At 72.7% G+C, this 9,482-nt stretch carries 8 protein-coding genes; 5 read left to right on the top strand and 3 right to left on the bottom strand.

Annotated elements, in window-relative coordinates:
- Positions 1 to 170: 170 nt before the first annotated feature.
- On the top strand, positions 171 to 1,682 hold the full coding sequence (locus tag ACFV9Q_RS19895) for an alpha-N-arabinofuranosidase (RefSeq protein ID WP_377235834.1): 1,512 nt from the start codon (positions 171 to 173) through the stop codon (positions 1,680 to 1,682).
- A gap of 43 nt (positions 1,683 to 1,725) precedes the next feature.
- Here ACFV9Q_RS19895 and ACFV9Q_RS19890 read toward each other — a convergent pair whose 3' ends face one another.
- Positions 1,726 to 3,189 carry a non-reducing end alpha-L-arabinofuranosidase family hydrolase gene (locus ACFV9Q_RS19890; RefSeq protein ID WP_377235833.1) on the bottom strand — a complete coding sequence of 488 codons (1,464 nt, stop codon included), beginning with the start codon at positions 3,187 to 3,189 and terminating at the stop codon, positions 1,726 to 1,728.
- Positions 3,190 to 3,406: 217 nt separating this feature from the next.
- Positions 3,407 to 4,858, bottom strand: coding sequence for a PLP-dependent aminotransferase family protein (locus ACFV9Q_RS19885; protein ID WP_377235832.1), 1,452 nt, complete (start codon positions 4,856 to 4,858; stop codon positions 3,407 to 3,409).
- 47 nt (positions 4,859 to 4,905) lie between these two features.
- Between ACFV9Q_RS19885 and ACFV9Q_RS19880 the strand changes: the two genes are divergently transcribed.
- Positions 4,906 to 6,138 carry an MFS transporter gene (locus tag ACFV9Q_RS19880; protein WP_377235831.1) on the top strand — a complete coding sequence of 411 codons (1,233 nt, stop codon included), beginning with the start codon at positions 4,906 to 4,908 and terminating at the stop codon, positions 6,136 to 6,138.
- A gap of 76 nt (positions 6,139 to 6,214) precedes the next feature.
- Positions 6,215 to 6,814, top strand: a complete 600-nt coding sequence (locus ACFV9Q_RS19875) for an NAD-dependent epimerase/dehydratase family protein (RefSeq protein WP_377235830.1) — start codon at positions 6,215 to 6,217, stop codon at positions 6,812 to 6,814.
- Positions 6,815 to 6,905: 91 nt separating this feature from the next.
- On the opposite strand, the gene ACFV9Q_RS19870 is transcribed toward ACFV9Q_RS19875, so the two are convergent.
- Positions 6,906 to 7,511 (bottom strand): TetR/AcrR family transcriptional regulator, encoded by a 606-nt coding sequence (locus ACFV9Q_RS19870; protein WP_377235829.1) that lies wholly within the window; start codon positions 7,509 to 7,511, stop codon positions 6,906 to 6,908.
- Positions 7,512 to 7,644: 133 nt separating this feature from the next.
- On the opposite strand from ACFV9Q_RS19870, the gene ACFV9Q_RS19865 reads away from it, so the two are divergent.
- Positions 7,645 to 8,541: a TIGR03620 family F420-dependent LLM class oxidoreductase gene (locus ACFV9Q_RS19865; RefSeq protein ID WP_377235828.1), complete on the top strand. Its 897-nt coding sequence runs from the start codon at positions 7,645 to 7,647 to the stop codon at positions 8,539 to 8,541.
- Positions 8,542 to 8,588: 47 nt separating this feature from the next.
- Positions 8,589 to 9,338, top strand: a complete 750-nt coding sequence (locus ACFV9Q_RS19860; protein ID WP_377235827.1) for a glucose 1-dehydrogenase — start codon at positions 8,589 to 8,591, stop codon at positions 9,336 to 9,338.
- The last annotated feature ends 144 nt before the right edge of the window (positions 9,339 to 9,482 follow it).

The following is a 9,482-nucleotide window of genomic DNA, read 5'->3' as shown; positions in this document are numbered from 1 at the left end:
CTGCGCCATAGAACCCGCTCTGGGCGCTGGGCTCCTTTTTTCGCGTTGTGGGTCTGGGTGGCCTGGCTTGTCTTCCCTCTTTTCCCCTCCCTTCTCGTCACCCCCCCCGGACTGCCCCCCCCGCCCCGACGCATGCCTCTACGCACCAACCATCGAGGAGTACATCACTCATGCTGTCCGCATCCGTCACCATCGACCCGGCGTTCGTCGTCGGACCGGTGCGCCCCCGTACGTTCGGCTCGTTCGTCGAGCACCTCGGCCGCAGCGTCTACACGGGCCTCCACGAGCCCGGCCACCCGACGGCGGACGCCGACGGCTTCCGGGGCGACGTCGTCGAGCTCACGCGGGAGCTGGGCGTCTCGACGGTGCGCTACCCCGGCGGCAACTTCGTCTCGGGCTACCGCTGGGAGGACGGGATCGGGCCGGTCGAGCAGCGGCCGCGCCGGCTGGACCTCGCCTGGCACTCGACCGACCCCAACCTCGTGGGCGTCGACGAGTTCATGCGGTGGTGCGCCCGGACCGGCGTCGAGCCGATGATGGCCGTCAACCTCGGGACGCGCGGCGTCCAGGAGGCGCTCGACCTGCTGGAGTACTGCAACGTGCCGGGCGGCACCACGTGGAGCGACCTGCGCCGGGCCAACGGCGCAGAGGACCCGTACCGGATCAAGATGTGGTGCCTGGGAAACGAGATGGACGGCCCGTGGCAGATCGGCCACAAGACGGCGCAGGAGTACGGGCGCCTCGCGGCCGAGACCGCGCGGGCCATGCGCATGGTCGACCCCGACCTGGAGCTCGTGGCGTGCGGCTCGTCGGGCTCCCAGATGCCCACGTTCGGCGAGTGGGAGCACACTGTGCTCACCGAGGCGTACGAGCACGTCGACCACATCTCGGCGCACGCCTACTACTGGGAGGAGGACGGCGACCTCGCCTCCTTCCTGGCCTCCGCGGTGAACATGGACCACTTCGTCGACTCCGTCGCCGCCACCGCCGACGCCGTCCGCGCGGCGGGCAAGCACACCAAGCACATCCACGTCTCGTTCGACGAGTGGAACGTCTGGTACCAGAAGCGCGCGGAGTCGCGCCCGCCGTCGGGCGACGACTGGCCCGTGGCCCCGGTGCTGCTGGAGGACCGCTACAACGTGGCCGACGCCGTGGTGGTCGGCAACCTCCTCATCTCGCTGCTGCGGCACACGGACCGGGTCCACGCCGCATCGCTGGCGCAGCTCGTCAACGTGATCGCGCCGATCATGACCGAGCCGGGCGGCCGGTCCTGGCGGCAGACGACGTTCCACCCCTTCGCCCTGACCGCACGGCACGCCGCCGGCGAGGTGCTGCGCCTCGCGGTGGACGCCCCGGTGCAGGAGACGGCGAAGTTCGGCCCGGTCCCGGTGCTCGACGCGGTCGCCACCCATGACACGGAGACCGGGGGCGTCGTCGTGCTCGCGGTGAACCGGTCGCTCACCGACGACGTGGCGCTCGACGTGGACCTGCGCGGCTTCCCGGGGCTCCGGGTGGTGGAGGCGCTCACGCTGTCCAACCCCGACCACACGTGGTCGGCCACGGCGGACGACGCCACGTCGGTGCTGCCGCGCGCGAACACCACCGCCAAGGTCGCCGACGACCGCGCGCACGTCGACCTGCCGCCCGTCTCCTGGTCGATGCTCCGGCTCGAACGGGCCTGACCCGATCGGGTCCGATCAGGGGCGCGCCGTCCGCCCCTGGGGCCTAGCGCTGGAGCGTCAGCAGCCCCGGCCGGTACGGGAGCAGGCCGTAGTCCCCGCCGGAGCTGGGCGAACGGCCCTGGTACAGGAGCTGCAGGTTGCAGGGGTCGACCGTCATGGTCTGGTCCGCCGTGGTCCGGAGCAGCTCACCGTGGCTGATGTCGTTGGTCCAGGTGGCACCGCTGTTGGCCTTGCCGGCGAACGGGTTGCTCTCCGTCGCCGCCTGCGGGGTCCACGAGCCGGAGAGGCTGTTCGCCGTGAACGAGCGGAAGTACCGCCCGTTGGCGCCGATCGCCTCGACGATCATCAGGTACTTGTTCTGGTCCTGGAGCTTGTAGACCTGCGGAGCCTCGAACAGGTTGTTCGTGGTGTCGCTCATGATGGTCTGGTAGGAGCTGCCGAAGCTGCCCGGGAAGCTGCCGATCGGCATGCTGGCCCGGTAGATCTTCCCGTTGTCCCCGGCGAAGAACAGGTACATGTTCGTGCCGTCGCCGATGATCGTCTGGTCGATGGGACCGGTGCCGGAGCCGGAGATCGATCCGGTGAACAGCGGGCTCGCGGCCGACCAGCCGTTCGGGTTCGTCGGGTCGCTGGAGGTCCGGTACATGAAGGGGGACGGACCCCACTGGTAGGTGAGCACCCAGATGTTCCGCGGGGCGAAGTAGAACAGCGACGGGGCCACCGTGGCGGACGACATCGTGTTCTGCGCGGCGCCGGCCATGCCCGACCAGCTGCTGAAGAGACTGAAGTTCATCGAGCCCCACGTCGTGCCCGTGTCGTGCGTCGTCGCATAGACGAGCTGCTGACCGTTGTAGGGGGCCACGGTGAAGTCCTTGAGCGAGACCCAGCCGGACTTCGGCGTGGCCAGGACGCCGGTGGAGCTCCAGCGGTAGGTCGACGGCAGGTCGCAGGTCGACGTCGTATTGCTCACGAGCGAGGCATCGTCGATATAGAGGCCGTCGGTGCCCGCAGCCGTCTCCACGTAGAACGACGCGGACGACAGCGTCCCGGACCAGGACACCGTCGCCGTGCCGGTCAGCTGCGTCCAGCCCGAGGAGCTGACCGCGCCCTGGCCGAGGTTGACGTAGCTCGTCGTGCCGCCCGCGGTCACGGCCAGCGTGACCCGGCCGGTCGGCGTCCCGCTCTGGGAGCGCACCCACACGCTCGCCGTGTAGCTGGTGTTGTTGGTGAGCGCGGACGTCACGGTCTGGGCCGGGCCGTTCCACGCCGCGGTGCGACCGGTCCGCAGGAGCGACCGGCTTCCACCGTGGACCGGGCTCGTGCTGGACGTCACCGTCCCTGCGCCGAAGACCGACCAGCCGGTCGTGCCGTTCTCCAGGTCCCCGTTCGTGAGCAGGTTGCTGCTCGCCGCGGCCGCCGGTGGGACCTCGGCGGGGCCTGCGACTGCCGGGACCAGCACCAGGGCCGCTGCCAGCCCGAGCGCGAGACGTGCGATGGACTTCCTCATCCTTCGCTCCTTTGCCTGTCGGGGCGCGACCGCCGTCGGCCGCGCCTGGGCATAACGTGCTGCCGCTGCCGACGGTGCGGTCGGCACCGTGGCCCCGGAGGAACCTGCTGCGCGGGCCAGGACGTGTGAGCGCTAACATCGTTGTTGCGAGAAGGCACGCGCGGGCAGCGGCAGATTTATCGATACAGTAGCGGGTGCCGCGGGCGCCGTACAGGCCTCAGCGCGCAGACGGGATGTCGCGCAGCATGCGACACAACGCCTCCAGGGCTCGCGGCCAGGCGCTGTCGGACATCGCGGAGAAGTTGACCACCAGCGCGTCCCGGAGCCCCGGACGCCTCTCGGCCGCGTCCCCGTGCCGGAACTCGGCCAGGCCGCCCACCAGAAGACCCCGCTCGACTGCGGCCCCGAGCGCCGCGCGCTCGGTCCCGGGCGGCAGCACCACCACCGCCTGCAGGCCCGCCGCCATGCCCGTCACCCGGACGCCCGGCGCCCGCTCGGCCAAGGCAGCGACGAGCTGCTCGCGCCGACGGCGGTAGCGAACCCGCATCGCCCGTACGTGCCGGTCGAACCCGCCCGACGTGATGAGCTCCGCGAAGGTCAGCTGGTCGAGGACGCTCGTCGTCTCGACCGGCCCCTTGACCGCGGCGACCCTCGGGACCCAGTCCTTGGGCAGGACCATCCAGGCCAGGCGCAGCGCCGGAGCCAGGGACTTGCTCGCCGTGCCGAAGTACGCGACCCGCTCGGGATCCAGCCCCTGGAGCGCACCGATCGGCTGCCTGTCGTACCGGAACTCACCGTCGTAGTCGTCCTCGACCACGAGCCCGCCCGTGCGGTGCGCCCACTCCAGCACCGCCGCGCGGCGGTCGGGCCCGAGCGCGACGCCGGTCGGGAACTGGTGGGCCGGCGTCAGGAGCACGGCACCCACCCCGGGCATGTCCGGCAGGTCACCGGTCCGCGCGCCGTGCTCGTCCACCCGGAGTGCCGGTATGCCGAGCCCGGCGTCGACCAGCAGCTCACGGTAGAGGTCGAGGCCGTACGACTCCACGGCGACCGCCCGGACGCCCTGCGCGGTGAGCGCGCGGGCGAGCAGCCCCAGCCCGTGGTGGAACCCCGAGCTGACGACGATCCGCTCCGGTGCGGCATACACGCCCCGCACCCGCGCGAGGTACTCCGCGAGCGCCGTGCGCAGCTCGATGCGGCCCAGCGGGTCGCCGTACCCGAAGGCCTCGTACGGTGCGGCCGCGAGGGCGCGGCGAGCGGCCGCGACCCAGGCGGTCCGGGGGAACTCGGCGAAGTCGGCGGCGCCCGGGACCAGGCCTTCGAGCGGACGCCGGCCCGGCCGGCGTCCGCGGGGCGGAGCGGGCCGGGCGGACGGCGGCTCGGGCCGCGCCGCAACGCGGGTCCCGGAGCCGTGCCTCGCCGTGAGCCAGCCCTCGGCGACGAGCTCGGCGTAGGTCTCGGTCACGGTGCTGCGCGCGATGCCGAGGTCGCCGGCGAGCGTCCGGGAGGCGGGCAGGCGGGTGCCGGCCGCGAGCCGCCCCGAGCGCACCGCCTGCCGGAGGGCGTCGGTGAGTCCGGCGCGGACGCGCGGGCCGCGGGGTTCGACGTGCAGGTCGATCCCGGCCGCGGACAAGACCTCCACGGCGGAAGTGGTCTGCGAATCCTCCATGAAAGTGGACGGTAGACCCAGACCTCTTCGTTCGTACAGTCGACGGCATGCGCACTCTCCCACCGGCCCCCGCCCTCGCGGGCACGGCCCTCGCGTTCACCAGCATGTATCTCGCCGCCGGCGCGCTGACACCTCTGCTCGTCGTCTACCGGGATCGGTGGCACTTCGCACCGTCGCTGCTCACGGTGGCCTTCGCGGTGTACGCGGTCGGCTTTCTCGTCGCGGCACTCGTGCTGGGCTCCCTCTCGGACCATCTGGGACGACGGCCCGTCCTGCTCGGCGCCCTGGCGGTGCAGCTCGCGTCCGACCTGATGTTCCTGTTCGCGCCGGACGTCGGGTGGGTGATCGCGGGACGCATCGTGCAGGGTGTCGCGAGCGGTGCGGCGACCGCCGCCTTCACCGCCGCGCTGGTCGAGCACGCACCGGCGGGCCGCGAGCGTCTCGGCCCGGTCCTCGGCAGCGTCGGGCTCACGGGCGGCCTGGCCGTCGGCTCGCTCCTCGCCGGCCTCGCGATCCAGCTCACGCCGTCGGCCGACACGATCGTCTTCGTCACGCTGAGCGTGCTGACCGTCGTCGGCGGCCTCGCCGTCGCGGCGTCCCCGGAGACCGTCCGTCGCGGCCCCGGGGCCCTCCGGTCGATGATCCCCCGGGTCGCCGTGCCGCCCACGGCCCGCCCCGAGTTCCTCGCGGCGGCCCCCGTGGTGGCGGCGGTGTGGATGCTCGCGGGTCTCTCGGGCGGCCTCGCACCGAGCATGGTGCACAGCGTGTTCCACCTCGACAGCGGCCTGCTCGACGGACTCGCCGGGTTCATCGCCCCCGCGGTCTCCGTCGTCGTCGGCCTGTCGTTCACCCGCGTGCACCCACGGACCGCGGTCACCCTCGGGATCTACGCGGCGGCCCTGGGCGCCGTCGGGATCGTCGGCGGAGCCTGGGCCGGCAGCCTCGGTGCGATGTTCGCCGGGCAGGCAATCGCCGGCGTCGGGTTCGGCGCGGCGTTCACCGCGGCCCTGGGCCTGATCATCCCGCTCGCGCCCGACCGGCAACGGGCAGCGGTCGTCGCGGGGATCTACGTCGTGTCGTATCTCGGGCTGGGGCTACCCGTCGTCGCCGCCGGCCGGCTCACGGACGCCGTCGGGGTGGTACCCACCGTCGGCTGGTACGGCGCGGTCGTCGTCGCCCTCTCCCTGCTCAGCCTCGGCGCCCAGCGACGCCTGACGCACCGCGGACCACGGCGGGACGCCGCCGACGCGGCCGGCCCCCGCCGGCTCAGCCGGACCTGACCACGGCCCAGGACGAATGACCCCCACAACACATGACCCCACCAGGAACGACCCCCCAACAGGAAGAGGTAAGCACATGCCCAGCACCAACGAACGACGAGTTTTCCTCGCCGGCGCATCCGGCGTCATCGGCCGGCGGCTGGTCCCGCGGCTGGTCGAGGCCGGCTACGTCGTCGGCGGGATGACTCGCTCCCCCGGCAACGCCGACCTGCTCAGGCGGCTCGGCGCCGAGCCGATCGTCTGCGACGTGTTCGACCGCGAGCGGCTGATCCAGGTGGTCGGCGACTTCGCCCCCGACGTGATCCTGAACGAGCTCACCGACCTGCCGGACGACGTCGAGAGCATCGGCGACCACGCAGAGCTGAACGCTCGCATCCGCACCGAGGGGAACCAGAACCTGATCGAGGCCGGTCGCAAGAGTGGTTCGCCGCGGTACCTCGCGCAGACGGTCGCCTGGCAGCTGCCCGACGGGCCGGACGCGCTGGCCGTGGCCGAGCTGGAGCGCTCGACCCTCGCCGAGGGCGGCGTCGTGCTGAGCTACGGGCAGTTCTACGGCCCGGGCACGTACAACGAGGGCCCGGTCCCCGCCGAACCGCGGGTACAGATCGACCGCGCCGCGGAGCTGACCGTCGAGCTGCTGGACGCCCCTTCGGGTGTTGTCGTCATCACCGACTGAGGCATCCCGGCCGCGGTCGTGGATCGGGGTGGACGCGCCTGTCGCGTCCACCCCGCTGTGCTCCCCTGCCACACCTGCCCACCGCGCCCGCTCAGCCCGCAGGCGTGAGTGCGTGCTCGAACGCCTTGAGCGCGATCGCGGCGGACTGCATCAGCTCGTCGCGCGTGGCGCCGGCCGACGCGTGGACGGCCTGCCCCTCGGAGACGACCATGACGTACCGGGCGAGGACCACGGGGTCGGCGTCGGCGGGCAGGTCGCCCTCGTCACGCGCCCGGGCGAACCGTTCGGCCAGCGCGTCCTCGCCCGTCCGGCGGCTGCTCGCCAGGAACTGCGTCACGGTGTCGTGGGCGGGGTTGGCCGACAGCCCGCCCTGGATCGACAGGCACCCGGGCGGACGGTCGGGCTGCGTGAGCGCGGCGGCGTTGCGGTCGAGGTAGTCGCGCACGACCTCGAGCGCCGTCGGGCGCGTGAGGGCGTCGCGGAAGTAGGCGAGCTCCACCTCGGCGTAGCGCCGCACCACCTGCTGGAACAGCTCCTCCTTGGTGCCGAACACCGCGTACAGGCTCGGCTTGTTCACGCCCATCCGCTCGGTCAGCTCCGCGACGGCCGTGCCCTCGTAGCCCTGTCGCCAGAACACCTCCACCGCGCGGTCCAGCGCCGCCTCGGCGTCGAACGTCCGTGGTCTCCCGCCCGCCATGACTGCTCCCTCCAGGGTGACTCCGCATCCGGCCCGCCTAGTTTACAACCGATCGTTCAGAAATTGCGCGGCACGGGTTCCGGGTGCTACGTTCCGGGTTATTAACCGCTCGGTTAGAAACTAGGAGACGATCATGACGGCAGGACGTGAGCTGGCCAGGACCCTCGGCCCGCTCGGCGTGTGGAGCATGCAGCTGCGGTCCGCGGACCGGCCGGAGGTGCAGGACGCGGCCGCCGAGCTGGACGAGCGGGGGCTGCGCACCCTGTGGATCCCGGGGCTCGACGGCACCGGCGTGCTCGCCGACGCCGAGCACCTCCTGCGGGCGGCGCCGCGGAGCACGGTGGCGCTCGGCGTCCTCGGCATCTGGGGCACGCCGGCCACGGAGGTCGCGCACGAGGTGGCCGCGCTCGACCGGCTGCACGGGCCCCGGACCGTCGTCGGCCTCGGGATCAGCGACCCGCGGTCGGCGCGCAGCCACGGGCAGCGGTTCGGCCGGCCCGTCGACTCCATGGCCCGGTACCTCGACGACCTGGACGCCGCGCCGACGCCACCCGCCGCGAACCGGCTCCTGCTCGGCGCGCTCGGGCCCCGCATGGCGGCGCTCGGCGCGGCCCGCACCGCGGGCACCCACCCGTTCCTGGTCACGCCGCAGTACTCCGCCGACCTGCGGGCCGACCTCGGGCCCGACCCCCTGATCGCGCCGCACCAGGCGGTCGTCCTGGAGACCGACCCGGACCGCGCGCGGGCCGCCGCCCGGGCCGGCGTGGGGGCGTTCGTCGGCTTCCCCAGCTACCAGAACAACCTGCGCCGCCTCGGCTTCGGCGACGACGACCTCGTGCCCGGCGGGAGCGACCGGCTCATCGACTCGATCGTCGCCTGGGGCGACCTCGACGCGATCCGGACGCGGCTGCGGGAGCACCTCGACGCCGGGGCCGACCACGTCGCCGTCCACGTCCTGGGCTCCGCGGACCTGCCGATGCCGGCCTGGCGCGAGCTGACGACCCTCCTGCCGGCGCTCGCCGGCGCCTGACCCACCGACCAACCCTGCACACACCACCACGAGAGAAGAAGATCGACATGGGACAGCTCCAGAACAAGACCGCCCTGGTCACCGGCGGCACGTCGGGCATCGGCCTGGCCACCGCCCGCAGGTTCGCGGACGAGGGCGCGCACGTCTTCGTCACCGGCCGCCGGCAGGCCGAGCTCGACGCCGCCGTGGCGCAGCTCGGCCGCGACGCCACGGGGATCCGCGGCGACGTCGCGGACCTCGACGACCTCGACCGCGTCTTCGCGGCGGTCGCGGCGCGCGGCCACGGGCTCGACGTCCTGTTCGTCAACGCCGGGGGCGGCCGCTTCGCCACCCTCCAGGAGCTGACGCCGGCAGGCTTCGACGAGACCTTCGGCATCAACGTCCGCGGCACGGTGTTCACCGTGCAGAAGGCCCTGCCCGTGCTGAATGACGGCGCCTCCGTGGTGATCACCGGCTCCACCGCCGCCAGCAAGGGGGCCGCGTCGTTCGGCGTCTACTCGGCGACCAAGGCCGCCCTGCGCTCCTTCACCCGCACGTGGGCCGGGGAGCTGGCCGGCCGCAACATCCGCGTGAACGCGATCGCCCCCGGACCCACCGAGACGCCCGGGCTCAGCGGCCTGGCGCCCGATCCCGCCCAGGCGCCCGGCCTCCTGACCGCGCTCGCCGGCAACGTCCCGCTCGGCCGGCTCGGCCGCCCCGAGGAGATCGCCAACGCCGTGCTGTTCCTGGCCTCCGACCAGAGCAGCTTCGTGACCGGCACCGAGTTGTTCGTCGACGGCGGTGAGGTGCAGCTCTGAGGCCTGCCGGACCGGCCGGAACGTCGTCGGGGGGAACCCAGGGCCACCCCCGGTGGGCCGCGGCTTTTAGGAAAACCCAAAGGGGGGACAAGAAGAGAACCCCCCGTGTGGAAAACACAAAGAAAAAAAAACAAAAAGAAAGAA

Source organism: Promicromonospora sp. NPDC059942 (assembly GCF_042731755.1).
Classification (GTDB): Bacteria; Actinomycetota; Actinomycetes; order Actinomycetales; family Cellulomonadaceae; genus Promicromonospora.
Note: the sequence above shows the minus strand (reverse complement) of the source record. Positions and strands in the feature narration are given on the sequence as shown.